18 protein-coding genes and 1 pseudogene are annotated in these 17702 nt (G+C 56.7%); 11 read left to right on the forward strand and 8 right to left on the reverse strand.

Annotation, left to right across the window (positions count from 1 at the left end):
• The first annotated feature begins 202 nt into the window (after positions 1–202).
• From M504_RS16450 to M504_RS16480, 7 genes are all read left to right on the forward strand, one after another.
• The gene (locus M504_RS16450) at positions 203–967 is read left to right on the forward strand and encodes a hypothetical protein (RefSeq protein ID WP_047495908.1); all 765 of its coding nucleotides are present in this window, start codon (positions 203–205) and stop codon (positions 965–967) included.
• Positions 968–1344: 377 nt separating this feature from the next.
• The gene (locus M504_RS16455) at positions 1345–1860 is read left to right on the forward strand and encodes a Dps family protein (RefSeq protein WP_047495911.1); all 516 of its coding nucleotides are present in this window, start codon (positions 1345–1347) and stop codon (positions 1858–1860) included.
• 228 nt (positions 1861–2088) lie between these two features.
• Positions 2089–3150: a type III polyketide synthase gene (locus M504_RS16460; RefSeq protein WP_047495914.1), complete on the forward strand. Its 1062-nt coding sequence runs from the start codon at positions 2089–2091 to the stop codon at positions 3148–3150.
• On the forward strand, positions 3140–3856 hold the full coding sequence (locus M504_RS16465) for a methyltransferase (protein WP_047495916.1): 717 nt from the start codon (positions 3140–3142) through the stop codon (positions 3854–3856). Before M504_RS16460 ends, M504_RS16465 begins: the two co-directional genes overlap by 11 nt.
• The gene (locus M504_RS16470) at positions 3853–4980 is read left to right on the forward strand and encodes an NAD(P)/FAD-dependent oxidoreductase (protein ID WP_084214478.1); all 1128 of its coding nucleotides are present in this window, start codon (positions 3853–3855) and stop codon (positions 4978–4980) included. The genes M504_RS16465 and M504_RS16470 overlap by 4 nt, the downstream gene beginning before the upstream one ends.
• A 16-nt stretch (positions 4981–4996) precedes the next feature.
• Positions 4997–5449, forward strand: coding sequence for a DUF2147 domain-containing protein (locus M504_RS16475; RefSeq protein WP_084214479.1), 453 nt, complete (start codon positions 4997–4999; stop codon positions 5447–5449).
• A gap of 207 nt (positions 5450–5656) precedes the next feature.
• Positions 5657–6388, forward strand: coding sequence for a rhodanese-related sulfurtransferase (locus tag M504_RS16480; protein ID WP_084214509.1), 732 nt, complete (start codon positions 5657–5659; stop codon positions 6386–6388).
• A gap of 93 nt (positions 6389–6481) precedes the next feature.
• On the opposite strand, the gene M504_RS16485 is transcribed toward M504_RS16480, so the two are convergent.
• The 3 genes from M504_RS16485 to M504_RS16495 are packed head-to-tail and all read right to left on the reverse strand — an operon-like array spanning position 6482 to position 8282.
• On the reverse strand, positions 6482–7327 hold the full coding sequence (locus M504_RS16485) for a DUF4252 domain-containing protein (protein ID WP_084214510.1): 846 nt from the start codon (positions 7325–7327) through the stop codon (positions 6482–6484).
• Between the two features lie 33 nt (positions 7328–7360).
• Complete coding sequence (locus M504_RS16490; RefSeq protein ID WP_156993932.1) at positions 7361–7768, reverse strand: hypothetical protein; 408 nt, start codon at positions 7766–7768, stop codon at positions 7361–7363.
• On the reverse strand, positions 7761–8282 hold the full coding sequence (locus M504_RS16495) for an RNA polymerase sigma factor (RefSeq protein ID WP_047495926.1): 522 nt from the start codon (positions 8280–8282) through the stop codon (positions 7761–7763). The genes M504_RS16490 and M504_RS16495 overlap by 8 nt, the downstream gene beginning before the upstream one ends.
• Before the next feature lie 163 nt (positions 8283–8445).
• Between M504_RS16495 and rbfA the strand changes: the two genes are divergently transcribed.
• The 4 genes from rbfA to M504_RS16515 all read left to right on the forward strand — a co-directional run bounded on the left by rbfA (position 8446) and on the right by M504_RS16515 (position 12860).
• Positions 8446–8847 (forward strand): 30S ribosome-binding factor RbfA, encoded by a 402-nt coding sequence (rbfA, locus tag M504_RS16500; RefSeq protein ID WP_047495929.1) that lies wholly within the window; start codon positions 8446–8448, stop codon positions 8845–8847.
• Complete coding sequence (locus M504_RS16505; protein ID WP_052200942.1) at positions 8847–9896, forward strand: bifunctional oligoribonuclease/PAP phosphatase NrnA; 1050 nt, start codon at positions 8847–8849, stop codon at positions 9894–9896. Before rbfA ends, M504_RS16505 begins: the two co-directional genes overlap by 1 nt.
• Positions 9897–9919: 23 nt before the next feature.
• Positions 9920–11788: a glycosyltransferase family 39 protein gene (locus tag M504_RS16510; protein WP_156993934.1), complete on the forward strand. Its 1869-nt coding sequence runs from the start codon at positions 9920–9922 to the stop codon at positions 11786–11788.
• A gap of 76 nt (positions 11789–11864) precedes the next feature.
• Positions 11865–12860: an N-acetyltransferase gene (locus M504_RS16515; protein WP_052200943.1), complete on the forward strand. Its 996-nt coding sequence runs from the start codon at positions 11865–11867 to the stop codon at positions 12858–12860.
• A gap of 267 nt (positions 12861–13127) precedes the next feature.
• Here M504_RS16515 and queF read toward each other — a convergent pair whose 3' ends face one another.
• From queF to M504_RS16535, 5 genes and pseudogenes are all read right to left on the reverse strand, one after another.
• A complete protein-coding gene (gene queF / locus M504_RS16520; protein ID WP_232296331.1) occupies positions 13128–13550 on the reverse strand; it encodes a preQ(1) synthase in 423 nt (140 codons plus the stop codon).
• Positions 13551–13571: 21 nt separating this feature from the next.
• Positions 13572–14171, reverse strand: coding sequence for a DUF6351 family protein (locus M504_RS22790; protein WP_369792919.1), 600 nt, complete (start codon positions 14169–14171; stop codon positions 13572–13574).
• A 35-nt stretch (positions 14172–14206) separates the two neighbouring features.
• A pseudogene (locus M504_RS16525) lies at positions 14207–15709 on the reverse strand (DUF6351 family protein); the annotation flags it as partial.
• A gap of 23 nt (positions 15710–15732) precedes the next feature.
• Positions 15733–16605: a TIGR03435 family protein gene (locus M504_RS16530; protein ID WP_047495932.1), complete on the reverse strand. Its 873-nt coding sequence runs from the start codon at positions 16603–16605 to the stop codon at positions 15733–15735.
• A 31-nt stretch (positions 16606–16636) separates the two neighbouring features.
• A complete protein-coding gene (locus M504_RS16535) occupies positions 16637–17659 on the reverse strand; it encodes an aldehyde reductase (protein ID WP_047495937.1) in 1023 nt (340 codons plus the stop codon).
• Positions 17660–17702 lie beyond the last annotated feature (43 nt).

The following is a 17702-nucleotide window of genomic DNA, read 5'->3' on the forward strand; positions in this document are numbered from 1 at the left end:
GGCTGTCCTTTGGATGACCGCGCTTTTAATTCACCCAGTTGTTACACAGTCAATGCATTGCTTCATAGAGCCGCTTGGCACAATGCTGACGTCATAACAGCCATTACCGAAGTATCACCCAAGTGCCATGCACACGAGTACTATCTGTACCGAGGGTGATAGACATATGCGGACTTGGCGGCTGGGAACGGTGGCAGTGTGCATGGCCAGTGCCGTGAGCATAGGGGCGCAGCAGCAGGTGCAGGGCGATCCCGAACCATATTCGCACCTGTCGAATGGTGGCCTTAACCACTCGTTGACGGCTTTCGTGGTGCAGGGACAGCCCTTCTCCGCGCAGCAGGTCGCCAAGACAGGCAAAACGCTCCAGGATGGCACAAACATTGAGCACTTCGGCCATCATGCGATCTATCGCGACTCCGAAGGGCGTGTGCGCGTCGAGCAGCCGTGCGGTTGCGCGCCGGACCACGACCAAAAAGTCGAGATTTATGTGATGGATCCGGTTGCTGGCACGATGACGACCTGGCGACAGGGTGCCGGCGAACCCCAGGTGGCCAAGGTCACGAAATGGGAGGCGAAGACACCGGAGTCGGTTGAGGCACAGCGCTCTGCGGCAAAGCTGATGCGCCAATCAGTTGGGGACAGCGCGAGACCGCAGCCGGTCAGCACAGTGTCTGAAGACCCGGTCCAGATGCTGGATAACGTTCCGGTACGGGTGGTAAAAGTGACAACGGTAGTGCCGGCAGGGCGTAGTGGCAACGACCGTCCGATCACCAAGATACACACTGCGTGGATCTCGGATGACCTCAAGCTGGTCATGATGGAGCAGTGGCAGGATCCACGCGCGGCGTTACGAACAGTGGGTCTGGCGGAGTTGATCCGTAAGGAGCCAAATGCGGCGCTATTTCGATCTCCGCAGGGTTACACAGTGAAGACGGTCGAGAAGCCCAACGAAGGCCTGAGGTACTGAATGAACGAGATGGCTAAATCGTAGGTTGTTCACTTTCTGATAGGTGTGCGCCGGTCTCGATAAGTCGGCTTTGTAGCTAAGCCGGTGTCTTACTCCGATTGAAGCGCGTGCCGCTACCCGAAAGAGTGACGCGTCGTTCAACCTCGTACGTTAAGGTCGAACCATGCAGCCTCATCTGCTCGCGCCCATCTCCCTTCGAAGCACTGCGTCAGCCGCATTGGCCTCTCCAAGCTGCCGCAACTTTGAAACATGAGATCTCCTGGCCCGTGCAGTATGTCCGCGCCGCCGAAGTCGCAAGCTGGAGCGACTCGCCTTCGAACAGCGGTAGGTATAAACTTGCCTTCCACACAAACGTTCCATCCAACCAAGGAGAGACTATGTCCACCGTCGATGAGTTGAAGAGCCGTCAAGCCGCATCCCTGCACACACCGTCTGGCATCGCGCCGGAAAGTGTGAAAGAGATCGCAGGAGCGCTGAATGTTCTGCTGGCAGACGTATTTGCGCTCTATCTCAAAACTAAGAATTTCCATTGGCACATGAGTGGACCGCATTTTCGGGACTACCACCTGCTCCTCGATGAGCACGGTGACCAGTTGTTTGCCATGACAGACGATATTGCGGAACGGGTTCGCAAGATCGGCGGAACCACGGTGCGGTCGATCGGTCAGATCGCACGTCTGCAGCGGGTGCTCGACAACGATGCGGAGTATGTCACCCCCCAGGACATGCTCGCGGAGCTGGGTGGCGATGAGCGTGAACTCGCCGCGCGGATGTTAGCAGTTCACGATCTCTGTGGCGAGGCGCAAGACGTTGCAACGGCGAGCCTCCTCGAAAACTGGATCGATCAATCCCAGCGTCGCGCCTGGTTCCTCTTCGAAACGACACGCGCCTAAAGAAGTCCGCCGCAAACCTCAAACAGATTCTCGATCGCTTCAGATCGCGCGAGGATCGCATGCGCCCCGCACACTCCGTTGAGTGAGCGGGGCGTTCGGCAGCCGGAGCTGGCAGCTCGTACATACATTCATAGTCATGCTCTTATCTGCCATCATTGCTGAGCGACAAACTTATGACATTCCAGAAACATAAAGCTTCACCGGTGTGGCGTCTCATACATCAGTGTCATGAGAGCCGCATATATCCAACGCGTCGCCACAGCCGTCCCAGACCATAACGTTCACCATGCGTTTGTCTCCTTCGCTGGAGAGGCCCTACGTGAGAGCCGCGAACAGGCTCTGTTCAAACGCATGGCAGAGCGCTCAGGCATCGATAGCCGTTACTCTGTGCTCTCTGTTCAGGCACGTGAACACACGGATGATGTGAGCGCCTACGAGTGGTATCGGGAACGTGCTTTCCCTTCAACTGCCGAACGCATGCAACTGTTCGAGCAAAGCGCTCCCATTCTGTTGCGCCGTGCTCTCGACAACTTGAACTTGACATCCTCCGAGCGCCAGAGCATCAAACACGTGATCGTGACGTGCTGCACAGGTCACTATGCTCCTGGACTCGACTTCACAGTCATCGAACATTTGGGACTTGATTGCGAAGCCTCAAGAACGATGATCGGTTTTATGGGCTGCTATGCCGCGGTCAATGGCCTCCGCCAGGCTCAGAGCATCGTGCGATCCGCGCCAGATGAGAGCGTGCTTTTGGTCAACCTTGAACTTTGTTCGTTGCATCTGCAAGAGACCAAAGACCTTGGGGAGATGCTTGCTTTTCTGATATTTGCGGATGGATGCGCGGCGACCTTGATCTCCTCTCAGAAAGCTGGCTTCGCCATCGACTCCTTCCGATCACTTTCTATCCCTGACAGCCGCGACCTGATCACGTGGAGAGTTGGTAACAATGGCTTTCTCATGCATCTGTCTGGAAAGGTGCCACCTGCGATTGAGTCCTTCCTTCGCGAGGAAAGAAACGCGTTACCTGAAGCGGATGAGATTGCGCTATGGGCGATTCACCCCGGCGGCAAAACGGTGCTTGACGCCGTCGAACGCGGTCTATCGTTAACGCCTGAGTCTCTCGCAGCCTCGCGCGAGGTGCTGCGTCGATTTGGCAACATGTCATCGTCCACAGTCATGTTCGTGCTCAAAGATCTCATGCAGTGTGCGCGGTCAGGAGATCGTGGAGTTGCTATGGCGTTTGGGCCCGGCCTGACTGCTGAGACAATGAGATTCCATGCGGTTTAACTTAGTAGATCTATCAACACGCGTCGATCTCGATGAGTTGATGGATGGCCCCTGTACTTACGAAGACTATCGATCATGCCTGCAAAGCCTCGAAGATGTGAACCAGTTACTTCATGGCTACCAGCCCACTCTCGAATGGCTCAGGACACACTTCGGGAAACAGGATCGCCCGTTGCATTTGGTTGACGTCGGCTCTGGTGGCGGAGGGCTACTGCGCCACATCGAAAATGATAGGGCCTTTCGCGGACAATTCGCCAGCCTGACGGGCATTGATCTAAACCCACGGGCAGCGCGCTTCTGCAATGAGGAGACAGGGACTGACTCAAGCGTGGAATGGTTCACGGGTGACGTATTCACCTATCGACCACCGCACAATATCGATCTCGTTGTGAGCTCCCTCTTCACGCATCATCTGACTGAGGATGAGATCGTGCGGTTCATCCAGTGGATGGAGAATCAAGCACGAGACGGTTGGTTTATTAACGATCTTCGCCGCAGCGCATTCTCCTTCTACAGTTTCCGCGCACTCGCGTGGGCCATGCGGTGGCATCGTTTCGTCCAGCATGATGGCCCGGTCTCGATACGACGCGGTTTCCTCCCTGAAGACTGGATACGCATGTGCACGGCTGCAGGGATTTCACAAGACTCGATTCGAATCCGCAACGATGGCCCAGGACGGCTCTGTGTTTCCAGGATCAAAACATGAATCGCGCATCGATCGTCGTCGTTGGAGGTGGCCCTGCAGGGTCTGCGACGGCGACTCTATTGGCACGCTCAGGGCATGCTGTGACACTCGTAGAAAAATCAGCATCGGCCCACGAGACGGTATGCGGTGAGTTTCTCAGTGGTGAAAGTTGTGCCTATCTCCACGCGCTTGGAGTATGCGTGAAAGAGCTTGCTGCTCGCCCCATTCATACATTGCGAATTGCCGCGAACACGTGTATCGCAGAGCAGCCCCTGCCCTTTGCTTCGTGGTCGTTGCGTCGCTCAGTGCTGGATGAAGCTTTGCGCGAAACCGCTGCTGCTGCAGGGGTGACCGTCGTTCGAGGCACTTCTGTCGAAGAGCTGCTCCAACAACCGGCAGGCTGGGCAGTTCGGCTCTCCGATGGCCGCGTACTCGCCTGTAATGAAGCCTTTCTCGCGACAGGTAAGAATGATTTACGCGGTCGAGCACGAGGAAAAGGCAAACAGAACGATCTAGTTGCATTCAAAGTTCATCTGCAGCTTTCTCCCGAACAAACCGAAGATCTGAGAGAGTGCATCGAGTTGATCACCTTCCACGGAGGCTACGCCGGTCTGCAACTGGTCGATGGAGACCTCGCAACCCTTGCAATTCTCATCAATAAGAAGACGCTTCACCAACATGGTCCGCAGTGGAACCGGGTGCTACCTTATCTCCTCAAGTCCTCAGACCATCTCGAACGCAGACTGTCTGCGTCGCGGATCATCTTCGAGCGCCCGCTTGCACTTTCTGCCCTTCCCTACGGCTATCAACGAGCAGGAAGCAACGACGGATTGTGGGCGGTTGGAGACCAGGCTGCAGTCATCCCATCCTTTACTGGAGACGGTATTTCCATCGCTCTCCACTCGGCGTTTCTTGCCACTGAGAGCTACGCTGACGGCAAGAGCGCCGACCAGTACCAACACGAGTTGGCTTCTCAACTCCGCTATCCGATCACGTTGGCAACGTATCTGTCGCGAAGCGTTATCAACGTACCGAGACTCGTCGAGATCGTGGGCCGATGGCCGAGCCTGATCACCTACCTCGCCCGATCCACCCGTATCCCACAGCGCTATCGCAAGTATTCGGAACTCTTACACGATTGCTGATATCACGAAGGTTCTCATGTCTCTCGCACGAATGATCGCCCGAATGGCGCCACTCCTCGCACCGCTATTTGCTCTCGGGGCAATAGCTCAAGGCATTGCCGGAACATGGAAGGAACCAACCGGTTCCGTCATCCAGATCGACTCATGCGGACACGATCTTTGCGCTCGCCTGATCGCAATCAGCAAAGCAGCTCCGACCGACGTGGACATCAACAATCCTGATCCCACAAAGCGCACGACGCCACTCTGCGGGCTACTCATCGGACGAGGATTCCAACCCACTGATACAGACCATGCGGAAGGCGGCTTTCTCTACGATCCGAAGTCAGGCAAAACGTATCGAGGCTCAATGAAGGCTGATGGCGACCGCCTGGAACTGAGAGGATACGTCGGGGTCAAATTGTTCGGACGCACCGAAACGTGGCAACGTACAACACAACCATCGCCCCCGTGCGGCACAGCGCGCTGACAACCTAAGGGGGCTTTACGCCCGCGCGCGGCAATGTGCGCGCCCTTCTCGACGTACTCAATGGCCGCGGCGCGATCTCTTCGCCTGTCCGGCCACCATCCGCTTCTCTTTTAACCCATACTTTTCATGGAGATAGCCCTACCGCCCCAGCAATTTGCTCGAGCGAGCCACCGGATGGCCTTGCTCGGCTTTTACACTGGAAACAAGATGTACACGGTCGCAGCCTTCTATCGATTCTTCGCCCTCGCCGATCCGCAGAACCTGCGCGACGAACTGCATGAGACGTTTGCCCTCACTGATCTGCGCGGCACCACACTGTTGGCTCCCGAAGGAATCAACGGCACGATGGCCGGCTCTGCAGAGACGATGGAGAAGTTTCTGAATCTGTTGGCAGAGCGTGCCGGTTTAGACAGCGCCGAGGTGAAATTTTCTTACAGCGAAAAGCCACCCTTTCGTCGTCTGAAGTTCAAGCGCAAGCGCGAGATCATCACCTTTCGCACGGATGAGCTAGTGGATCCTGCACGACCCGGCAAGTATGTTGAGCCCGAAGGTTGGAATGAATTGATCTCCAGCCCCGATGTGCTTGTATTGGATACACGCAACACGTATGAGACCGAGATTGGTACCTTCGAGGGTGCCGTCATGCCCCCGCTGGAGAAGTTTTCGGATTTCGCGCAGTGGGTGCAGGAGCATCTTGATCCAGCGCGGCATACGAAGGTGGCGATGTTCTGCACGGGCGGAATACGTTGCGAGAAGGCTTCCGCTTACATGCTGCAGCAAGGCTTTCCGGAGGTGTATCACCTGCGTGGCGGCATTCTGCGTTACCTGGAAGAGACGCCGGCAGAACAAAGCCAGTGGAAGGGTGATTGCTACATCTTTGATGAACGGATCGCGGTGCGACACTCGGACCTGCGGCCGGAAGACTCCTTCAGAGACTAGCTGCGGCTTCACGAAGACATTCACACAAATGCGATGCCCAGGCTCACCGGATGAGCCTGGGCATCGTTATTGACCCTGCACTTGAATGCACCCTTATCGAGGCGAAGCAGGACTTGCCGGTGTGGCTGGTGTAGCCGGAGTTGCGGGTGTCGGCGGCGTAGCCGGTGTGGCGGGAGTAGCTTTATTGCGGGAATAGCTGTGGCTGCTGCCGCCAGTGATACCCATGAGCGGTCCCATCGCGCTCGCGCCTGCTCCGTGCGAAATGCCCATCACTCGGCCCATTGCGCCATTAACGTCTTCCATGCGGAAGTGGCCGCGAATATGAACAACATTCACTTCGCGCGATTCCGCGTTGAGGATGACCATATCGCTGATAAAACCATCGCCACCACTCTTGATGACGATGTCATTACTCTCGCCGTCGCTTTCGTTGCGAATGACATGAGACCATCCGTTCCCCTCGAGCTTGCGACGCAGACCGTCCAGATCACTCCTCTGATACTGGCCCTTCTGCGCAAACTCGTAGTTACGAACGGTGATGAGGTCGATCTTGGAAGAGAGATCGGCGTAACGGCCATTGTTGCCAGCAAGAGCCATCATGTTCTTGTCGAGATTGACCTCGTTGCGCTCCTTCGCATTTGCACCCAGACGATCAAGACCATCCATCAGGTCATCTTTCGTCTGCGGATCAAACCCGACCGTGGCAGGTTGCTCTGTAACCACCGTCGACCCGTCGTCGTGTGTTGTGACGGAATACGTATGGGCGGCTTCGCCAGTAAAAGAAGCCGTCAGAGTCGTTGTGCCCGATCCGCTACGCATCGCCAACAGATACGGCTGTTTAGGAGAAGGCGTGGTGGCAGTCTGTGCGTGGGCCACCGCAGTACAAACCGCCAGTAGAGCTGCTGTCGCGAGTCGCCGGGGAGAAAGAATTTCGTTCATCGTGCCTATCCTCAAAACCTGAGTTCTAAAAAGCTATTTCGCCAGTTCCAGTGCGATCTGGGTAAAGCGGGCTGCCTGGGTGCGCCCCATGCTGGTGTCCACCTGATCCAGAGCGTGGTTGGTCAACTGCAAAGCAAGATCAAGCTGCTGCTGTGCTTCCGCTGCGCGTCGCGCTTCTCGGACGTGGTGCAGATGCACCATGTCGCCACCGATGGCAAAGAGAAGCGTTGCGGCAATGGCGGTCCACCATCCGGCACGCTTGTGCGCCGAGGCAAAAACGGTTAGGCGACTCTTCTGATTTCGCGCAGCTTCGCGGGTCGCGACACGCTGCATGACGCGATCCGTAAATCCCTCCGGTGCGGGCACGTGGCGCATGCATGCGCGCAGGTCGTGCTCCAGCTCCTCAACTTCGATCTGTTCGTTCTGCTCGAATTTATCCACGAACATACTCCTTCAAAACAACTGATCCTTTGCGGCGTAAAAGTTGCAAGCCGCGCTGCAAATGGCTCTTTACGGTGGCCACGGGGTCGCCGGTGGTACGGGCGATCTCTTCCGGTGTTAGGTCTTCGCCATAGCGAAGAACCAGCACGGTACGTTGTGCCTCGGGCAGGCTGAGCAGCATGCGTTCCATAGCAACCCCCATGGAACCGCAATCTGATCCGCCGGAATCGCCGGGTCGGTCATGCTTGTCTTCCCACTCGTCGGACTGCCCCTCTGGCCGAACCTTGCGGCGCCGGAGAGCGTCTGTCGAGCGGTGGGTAGCGACGCGACGAAGCCAGTGGCGCACGTGGTCCGCGCTTTCCAGCCGAGGAAGCCAGTTATGCAGCTCCAGGAAGACATCCTGCGCCACTTCCTCCGCCAGACCGCGGTCGCCGACAAGGCGCAGCGCCACGGAAAAGACCATGGAGCTGTGGCTCTCAACGATGGCGCGAAACTCGTCTCCGGTTGCCGTCACCCGATTTTTTCCTTACTCCTCGAACAGCCTGCTCACTCTTCAATACGTCCTACATGGCCGGGGCGAATGCAGGAAGTTAACGGTAGCTACAAGTTTTTTATCAGCCAAGGTTTCCACAACCCTGCTTTGGTATCCTGAACTGTCAGAAATAGGGAAGGTTGCCATGCCGGAACATCGCGCAAGAGAACATCATCGGAACCGCGTCCAGGAGACGCTACGGGAAGAGATTGGCGTCATCATTGACGGCGAGCTTTCCGATCCGCGGATCGGGTCGGTGACGGTGACAGAGGTAACGCTGGAACCAGGCGGTAAGAGCGGCCATGTGTATGTGGCGGTGAACGGCGACGACGGGGATGAACAGCGCGCGCTGGATGGCCTGCGCGCTGCCAATGGATACATCCGCGCTGAGTTGCTGGACCGCATGGGGACACGGCATATACCGCACCTGTCGTTTCAGATTGATCGATCCGAGAAAATTAATGCCCGGATGGATACCCTGCTGACACGGATGAAGAAACGTGAAGGACGGCGACGGGCCGGAGCCACGGAGGCAAATCCATCCTGATGGCGTCACCGTTGCGCTATTCCAATGATATGTCGCAGGACTTTGATCCGCAGCCTGGACCGGCGGAGACTCCTCTACAGCAGATTGCAGAGGAGATTCGGCAGCATCGCCGTTTCCTGGTGACCTCACATGCTCGCCCGGATGGCGACGCGGTGGGATCGACCCTAGCCATGGGAAGCATCCTGCATCGCATGGGCAAGGACGTAGACATGGTCCTGGCCGATCCAGTCCCGCAGGTGTATCGGACGCTACCGGGCATTGCGCGGATTCGGCAGTCGCGTGAGGTGGACGCATCCGCCTACGACGTTGCCATCATTTTGGAATGCGATGGGACATTGCGTACTGGTCTGACCGGCCTGGATGACATGCGTCTCCTCAACATCGATCATCACCTGACAGGCGTCGACTTCGGTACGTTGAACTGGATTGATCCGGAAGCGTCGGCAGTAGCAGCAATGGTGTTTGAAGTGGCAATAGCACTGGGTGTGGATGTGACCCCGGCGATTGCCACCTGCCTTTACACAGCACTGATGACAGATACGGGGTCGTTCACATATCCCGGAACTTCCGCGGATACCTTTACGCTGGCCCATGCGCTCATCGATCTGGGCGCGAAAGCAGACAGCGTGGCCCGAGATGTGCTGTACAGCGTTCCGGCGTGTCGTATTCAGTTACTGGGTCGCGCGCTGTCACGGATACGGATCGAGCAGGGTGTGGCCTGGTCGTGGATCACGCAGGATGACCTGGCAGAGTTCCAGGCAACCGATGAGGATTCCGAGGGCACCGTGAACTATCTGATCTCCATCGCGGGCGTGGAAGCCGCCGTATTTCTTCGGGAAACAAACGGTGAAATTACGGGGTTCAGAACCTCGTTGCGATCGAAATCAAGCGTGGATGTTTCTGCTGTAGCCAGTCGACTTGGCGGTGGCGGCCACAGGAACGCCGCGGGTTGCACGCTGGAGGGATCGTTCGACGCTTCCGTGGCGCGTGTCCTGGCTGCCATGTATGAAGAGATCGAACGTGCCACATCAGCCGGGACTGTCTGTTAGCCTCAGATTCGGCATCCCAAACGGTGAACGCACCCATACAGAACGAATCGGCAACTCCGCCGGATGATGTTTCCACGCAGCCACTCGGTTGGCGCGCATGGATGCAGACGGAAGCTGCATGCACGCTGCGCGAATTGGTGGTGCTATGCGTTGTGACAGCGCTGCTGTTGTTCTTTGGACTTGTGCCATTTCGCATAGGACCAGCTGTCATCTCACAGCCAGCCATCGGCCTGGTAGGCGCGGATGAGCCGCGGTACGCGCAGATTGCCGTGGAGATGTTGGAAGAACATTCCGCCGTTTGCCACACATTAAACGCGAAAGTGATTCCGCGGTCGCTGCGTTGGCCCGATATCAAAGCGAGTTTCGCGTGCGCCGAGGGCGGAACGATTACGCCCATTCTGTACGGACATCCGTGGCTGGAGAAGCCTGCGCTGTATTACTGGCGCACCATGAGCTTCTACAAGGAATTCGGTAAGAGCGATTGGTCGGCGCGTTTGTCGAGCGCAACAGGCGCGTTTGCGCTGGTGTTCCTCATCTTCCTGCATATGCGAAGATTCCGCCCTGGCGGACACCTCGATGCCGCACTGATCACAGCATCTGCCGTAGCAATTGTTGCCTTTGCGCGCGGTGCAAGTACCGACATGCAGCTTGCAGCACCGTTCTGTATCGGCATGCTGGGTTGGTACGCATGGTATGAAACCGGGAAAAAATTCTGGCTGTTTGATCTGTACTTCTTTGGCGCCATTGCCACTCTGGCAAAGGGTCCGGTGGCGATCTTTCTCTCAGTCAGCATCATCCTGCTGTTTGTTGGATTAAGACGCGAATGGCAGGTGCTGCGTCGGATGATCTGGATGCCGGGCATTTGTCTGTTCCTGGCCATCGTGTTGCCATGGTTCATCGCGGTGCAGTTACGCAATCCTACGTTCTATAAGTTCTTCCTCTTTGAGCAAAACCTCCAGCGATTCGCGTCGGACCGTTATCAGCATCACCAGAACCCGTTTTATTACCTGATTGTGCTGGTCCTGGCACTGATGCCGTGGACGATCGTGGCACTGCGAGCACTGTGGGATTCCGTTGACATTGCGTGGTCAGAATGGCGCGTACGGCATAAGCCTGCACGCTACCTGGGACACACCCGTGCAGGCGATGCATTTCCCGAGTTTCTCGTGTTGTGGGCCATCTTTCCTGTGCTGTTCTTTTCGTTCTCCGGATCAAAGTTGCCGGGGTACATCCTGCCTGCGATTCCTCCGATCACGATTCTGACCGGCGACTATCTGTATCGTGTGCGCCGCACAGGATTGCCGCGCTGGCTGCTGGTTTCGCACGGTGTGATGTGTGGCCTTCTCACGTTCGTGCTGCTGCTTTGCCCGCAGTACATGGTGTATCAGCGCATGATTCCGGCAACACGGACGTTGCTGTCGGCGGGTTCGATTGCGCTGGTGGCCGGTGTCGCTATTGTGCTGCTGACGCGTCGCTTTGGTCTGCAGTGGCTGAGACCGTTAACGCTCGTACCGCTCTTGTGCCTGCTGTTCTTCCTGCTACAACGCAATGGATGGCTGCTGGACGAGAACTATTCTGCACGGCCCATGGCACGGCAGATTCAGCAGATGGCGCCAGATGTGAGACTGCTGGTGACTCACCATATCCGACGCGATACAGATTACGGCTTGTGCTTTTATCGGAATCAGCCGTTGCGGCATTATCTGCAGGAAGAATCTGCGACAGAGAAGCAGAGCGTGATCACAGGGATTCCGAATGAGGAGCACATCCTGGTGATCCGATCGGACGATACTGCTTCGTTGCAGAAACTGCTTCCCTGGCGACATTACAAGCTGATGTTTGTGAATGTGTGGCAGGGGCTGGCCGTATATCGCGTGGATGCCCTGCAATAGGAACCAAAGAGGTTCCCCAATCAGATAAACCCCGCAAAACAAAGACAAAACCGTCTACTCTCAGCGATGAGAAGACGTGCTGGAACGATACGACATACGTGATTTGCGGCTGTACACGGGCCGCGACCTCCGCGAATTGCTGGCGGAAGAAGGAAGACTGTGGCACGAACGGTTGCGGTGGGATTATTCCGAGTCCATCGCTCTACTGCTGGGCTATCTGGATTCGCGCATTCTGCCGGGTTTTGTAGCGGTAGAACGCACGACCGGCGCGGTACACGGCTATTGCTTCTCTGTATATGAAACGCAGAAGGCCGTAGTGGGCGACGTGTTTGCCATCGGTGAAGATGCTCGCGATTTGGAGGTTACTTTGCTCCATCACTTGCTGCCCATGTTGCAACATACGCCTGGTGTGGACAGGGTTGAATCGCAACTATTGTTGGAAAGCAGCGAACTGCAGGAGCCATTTCAGGAACATGAGTTCCGTGCACATGCACGGTTGTTTATGGAAGCCGAACTGCCCGACCTGCGAGAGCTGATCCCGGAAGGAAGTCTCGTTCGACGGGAAGATGAAGTACTGCCGAAACTGCCGCAACACCTGAAGCTGGTGCGATGGACAGCGCCGTACTATCAACCTGCTGGCGACCTGATCCATCGCGCGTACGAGGCCCACGGAGACTCCAACATCAATGATCAGTACCGCACGGTGCAGGGCTCACTGCGGTTTCTCCACAACATCGTTCGCTTTCCCGGCTGCGGTGTGTTCGATGCAGAGAACAGCTTTGTAGTTCGGGATGAGCGTAGCAGTCAGCTTGAGGCAATCGCGCTGGTATCCAAAGTGGACGTTGGCGTGGCGCACATTACACAGCTTTGTGTGTCGCCAAGGCGACGCGGCTATGGAATGGGCAAAATGCTACTAAGGCATGTGGCGACACAACTGGCACAAAAGGGTACGCAAGCAATTACGCTCACCGTGACTGAAGCAAACACTGCCGCAAAGACTCTCTATGAGAGTCTGGGATTTCGAACACGGCTGGCATTCTGCGCCAATGTGTGGACTCGCAACGGCAGGTGAAGGCTTACCTGCCATACACACAACAAGAGTTCAAGAAGAAATGGGCCCGCACAAGCGGGCCCATTTTTCTTTTCACTCGCTCGCATTAGCGCGCGCAGTAGCGATGATGGTGGTGATAGCGCCACTCACGGCATCCGTGACGGTGATGATATTGAGCATCGGCATTCACCATCATGGTGGCGATACCAGCAAGAAAGACAAGGGAGAGGGTTAGCTTTTTCATGACACGTTGTGATGCGTGCCATGTTGCTTCGACTGCCCGATGGCCTACTTTGACGGTGTGGTCTGGTGATGCGGACGCGGATACGTCGCCGTGACCACAGTGCTGATACCACCGCGAGGACGGAAGTCACCCTTTACTTCAGCCCAGATGGGTTCGCACGCCGCGACCATATCGTCAAGAATGCGGTTGCAGATGTTTTCCTGGAAGATGCCTAGGTTGCGATAGCAGAAGAGATATTCCTTCAGACTCTTCAGCTCCAGACATTTGTCCTTTGGCATGTAGCGGATGATGATGTGGCCGAAGTCCGGCAGACCGGTGCGGGGGCACACGCTGGTGAACTCCGGGTCGTCGATGAGGATCTCGTAGGAGCGGAACTGGTTCTGCCACGTCTCGATGGCGGGCATGGGCTCTTTGGTACCGGCGGCGGCGTGCTCGTCGGTGTAGAGCGGGCTGGTGTTGGTCATCATAATTTTGTTATTCCCTGCCCTCTATTTTAGCGTTTTTGCTGGATTTTCGATGGCAGGCGGCTGGTAGACGAGGTTCCTGGGAGATGGCCCGAACGACGGCCACGGGATGAGCGGCACCTGGTTGATGCCGGGTTTTGACCAGTCACAGACACCATTGGGGAAGATGGTTTTGAGTCGAGCGAGGTCGTCTGCGCTGAATGGCGCTTTGTAATCAGTGAGATCAACGGGCTTGAGCGTACATTTCAGGACGTTTCCGGCAAGCGGTCCACCGGCCTCGTGGCGCGCGTTGGAATAAACAGGATAGTCACGCTGGCAGGGGCTGGTAGCGTCCTGAAAGACGAGCTCGTCGCGGGTGAAACGGCCCTCCGTGAAGCAGCCGTCGACGCCAGTAGAGGGTTTGTTGCGGAGGACTTTGTCGCGCTGTGTACCGGGGCGCGCGTCGCCTTTGTATGCCGTGATCCAGTGATTGAGCAGGTCCTCCGATGCTGCGTCGGTGACGATGTTGCGCCAAAAAACCATGTTCGCGGAACTGCCGTTGGCCTGACGGACACGGTCTCGTAGAGCGAAGTGAAACCAGCCGTAGTGGTAACCGCCAGTCTCTTTCGATGTGCCGTCGTCCACGATAGGGATAGAAGCAAGGCCACCCCCCCACTGAGCATCAGGCCCGACTGATAGGTGCGACGGATCGCGTCGAGATTGCCCTGGGTCCGCGATGAGACGTAGTTCGAATCGTTGTCGACTCCGCCGACCTTTTCATTGAGATCAAGGAACTGAGTAGGAGTGATGACGCCGCGATTCAGCGCGCTGAAACCGTATTGCACACCAGTGTTGTCGAAAGGACGAAGAGCGAAACCAGTCTGAGGATCGACGCCGTAGGCATTGCGTGCCCAATCAAAGATGGTGGGGCGTGCTCCCGTGGGATTCTTATCCGGGTCGTAGCGAAGTGGCCGTGGGACTGCGTCCTTCCACATGGCAGAGAAATAGCCCTTGATGTCGTCGCGGTGCGGAACCGGGTCAGTGCGTTGCGCCTGATTCGCCGCGTCCATCATCGCGTCAACGGAGGGATAGCCGCCTATGGCCGCCTGCTGCACACCCGTGAGTGCGAGCGGCGCAGTGGACTGGAAGTAGTGCATGAGCAGATGCGCATCGAGCCCAGCAAGCGCAATGGCGAGTGCGTCAGGAAACGTTGCGCGAATCATCACGCCATCGATCAACCCAGGGAAGGCGTCGGCGATTTGCAAGGACGTGTATGCACCACCAGAGCCGCCGATGGATATCGTCCAATCCGGCACTCCGAATGTTTCGATGAAGTGTTCCTTGCCCATAGCCGTGGCTTCACCGGCAAGGATGGCGTTGCAGGAGTTGCTGGTGTGATTCAGCGTGTTGGAGAAGAGCGCGTCGCCCTGTGCGAGCCGTTCGCGATCCAGCGTGGAGACACCGAGCGCTGAACCTTGGACGTACCATCCGGCCGGGCATCCTGAGCCCTGCAATGCGACAAGATGATGATTCCATCCGCGCGGCGGAGCAAAGGGCGTAGGTTGCGGTTCGCTGGTGGGATCGTGAAGAACGGCGTTCTGGTAAATGCCGCGATCCATCGTTCCTGTCTCCACCCGGACGATGAAGTTAACCGTGTTGCCGGATGCTGTGGTGGTAATCGCAACATCACGCGGGACTTTGGTGAAGTCCTTCAGCGACTTGAATTGCAGCGAGTTCTTCGGCAGATAGACGTACTGAACAACCGTGCGCGCGGAGCAGTTTTCATCCAGCGGTTTCCCCAACGTCGTCCCATCAGGAAGTTTGAAATCGTTGGTCTGGCAGATGAACGGTGCCATGCGCGGGCCCGAGAAAACTGGGCCTTCGATGGGATAGTTCGTCAGCGTGAGCGATGTGGTTCCGCTACGCAGTGTGTTCGCGCCGTTGCGCAGGCCGGTGATGAGTGCAAGGTAATTACCCTGCCCTTCAAAGTGGAAGGCACGGCTCACGTCTGTGCCATTGAGCGTAACGGCTGGCTTCGCTGCAAGTGTGTGCAATTCCACAAGAACATCGCCACCGGTAACCAGCGATGCGTCGGTTGAAATGGCTTTGAGCGTGGTTTGCGAGAGCGCGGGCAGTGTGGCCGCGATGAATCCTGCTGCGAGAAATGCTGTCCGTATGAGCACGGCAGCATGATACTTTGCCGGGGTTAGTTCTCTGAAAGATGGTCGAGATGATCGAGCACGATTATCTCCACGGGCTGTTTCAGTGATTCCAACTTCAAGCCAAGTTGTTTGCGCAGCGCTTCCTGAAAGCCCTGTCCATCCGCGTCTGCTCCAGCGGCTGCCTGTGCGTAGGGCGGTACGAAGTCAAGAACGAAATCAATGTTGCCGGTAACGCCGGTGTCGTTGATAACCGGGCGGCCAAGGTCGCCCCAACCCGTTAATGAAGTAGCGAAAACATTGATCGGCATGTCGCGCGCGCCGATGCGGAAATGAGTGCTGGCGCTGCCGGAGAGAAGCAGCAGCCCGCCACATACTTCGGGATAACCGTCTGCGTCGGCGTCAACGGTAGTCTTGCCCTCAAAGTCTTTGGAACAAGCCCCGGTATGTTTGCGGAAGTGTGGCCCAAGGGCGTCGGGCTTTACCAGTTGCATTGAATACACTGGCGCCGTGCGCATTTCATTATGGACAACAAGGCCGAATCGGTCCGCGAGCAGCGAACGCATCATGAGGCGAAGTTCATCCTTGGTGACATCGGTCTTGTCAGTGCGCGCCTGGATGTCGAACCGCGCTTCAGTTACCCATTTGGGAGCCATGTCGCGGAACGCATCTTGTTGAGGGATGCTCATGCGATACGCGAAAGAGACAAGCAACAAAAATCCCATGTCGCGGATGTTGAGCTGGCCACCGGTGGGTGAATAAACATTTCCAGGTCCGAGCGGGACATTTGTCTGCGGGGCTTCACCACCCGGTCCCTCAACGGACTTATTCTCGCGAACGGAAGCGACATCGAAAGCAAGTTTCTGTTGCGCCGCCATAGGAAGCGCGAGCGCGAGCATTGCGATCAGACTTACGAGCATTCGCATATCGCATCCAGCCTATCGCAACTCGTCAGACGAGGCCGAGGTCGAAGAGGCTGTCTGCGCTGGAGTTGAGAGCTTCTTCAATGGAACGCGGTTGCCAGCCAAGGAGTTGCTGTGCTCTTGCTGACGTTGCCTGTCGGCGTTTGCCAAGCTGCGGAATCAGGTCTTTTGCGTCGGGCTTGATGAGAGCAAAGAGTCGAATCATCCAATCCGCCACCTCTCGTTTCGGCAGCTTGGCACCACGCTCTCCAAGGTGTTTGCGCAGGATGTTTGCGTATTCAATAAACGGGACGGCGTTGCCGCTGATGGCAAGAAAACGCTGCCCATTCGCCTCAGGTCGCGTCATCGCAAGCAGTTCAAGGTCAGCAACGTCACGAACATCCACGGCACCAAACGCAATCCGAGGGACACCGGGAAATTCGCCTCTCAACATGCGTTGCAGAATCTGCACAGATGCGGAAAGTTTCGGGCCTAATGCGGGACCAAAAATGCCGACTGGATTAACCGATGCAAGTTGAAGATTGCCGCCTTCGCGCGCAAGGAAGTCCCATGCGGCGCGTTCGGCGATGGCTTTGCTTCGAATGTATGGACTGACGTCATCACCATCTACGTTCGTCCAGTCTTCTTCTGTAAACGGCGTGGCACGATCCGCATGCCCGTAGCCGATGGCTGCAAAAGAACTGGTAAGAACGACACGCTCCACGCCTGCATCGCGCGCTGCTCGAAGTACACGCAGTGTGCCTTCGCGCGCGGGCGTGGTCAGATCCATCGTCTTCTCATCTTTGCCGAAGAAGAACGGCGACGCGACGTGCAACACATAACGACAACCTGCAACAGCCTCAGGCCATCCAGCGTCTGATGTCAGGTCAGCCGTGCTGAATTCAACGCGGCTATCACCCAGACCGGCGCGTATCAACATATCGCAGACCTCATGACTACGATCGAGCGAGCGCACCGTGGTGCGAACCTGGTAGCCCTGACGCAACAATGCAACGATGCAGTGGATACCGACAAAGCCAGTGCCACCGGTAACAAGAACAAGATCGCTCATGATGATTTGGATTCCAGTCTGGTTCGAAAGAACAAAGATTTTC

The sequence above is a fragment of the Terriglobus sp. TAA 43 genome, assembly GCF_000800015.1.
Lineage (GTDB): Bacteria > Acidobacteriota > Terriglobia > Terriglobales > Acidobacteriaceae > Terriglobus.